Source organism: Vibrio sp. 704 (genome assembly GCF_033339295.1).
The window spans coordinates 1-607 of the sequence record NZ_JAWOUH010000673.1; the positions used below are offsets into that span (position 1 = coordinate 1).

General features: G+C 46.5%; 1 protein-coding gene. It reads right to left on the reverse strand.

Annotated features, from left to right (window positions below; all coding sequences use genetic code 11):
• Positions 1 to 33: 33 nt before the first annotated feature.
• Positions 34 to 607, reverse strand: a 574-nt coding sequence (locus R7R24_RS28440) for a response regulator (RefSeq protein WP_318120413.1), incomplete at its 5' end; no start/stop codon positions are given.

A 607-nucleotide genomic window follows, 5' to 3' on the forward strand; every position in this document is an offset into this window, starting at 1 on the left:
GAGGGGGGAGAATCATGCTCATGTGTGGCTCGCCTACATTACGTTTTCGATTTGATGCAACAGTTTCTCCTTTCTCACTGGTTTAGGCACATAAGCGTCCATCCCGGAGTCAAAACAGCGTTGAATATCGTCGTCGACCACACTGGCTGTTAGCGCGATGATCGGCGTTTTTTCGAGTCCTAAGCTTGCTTCATAAGCGCGGATCTGTTTCGTTGCTTCGAACCCATCCATCACCGGCATCATGCAGTCCATCAAAATCAGACAGTATTGGGATGTTCTGAACATGTCGACCGCTTCCTCACCATTAGCAGCGACATCAAAACTAAAACCTGCTTTGGTGACATGCAACCCTGCAATTTTTTGGTTCACAGTATTGTCGTCTACAACGAGCACTTTGGGTAATGTTTCAAGTCGGGTTGCAGGCTGAACGACGGAAATAGATTGAGTAAATCGTTCAGCACAGCTTTCAAGCGCTTTGAGTAGACGTTGTCCTAGCAAAGGTTGAGTAATGATCGCTGCGACACGGTGACCGAAATCAAGCTGTTGGCTGTGTAGATGTTTGATTAGGCAAACTTGCACATGTTGATGTTCCAAATTTCGCATCAAA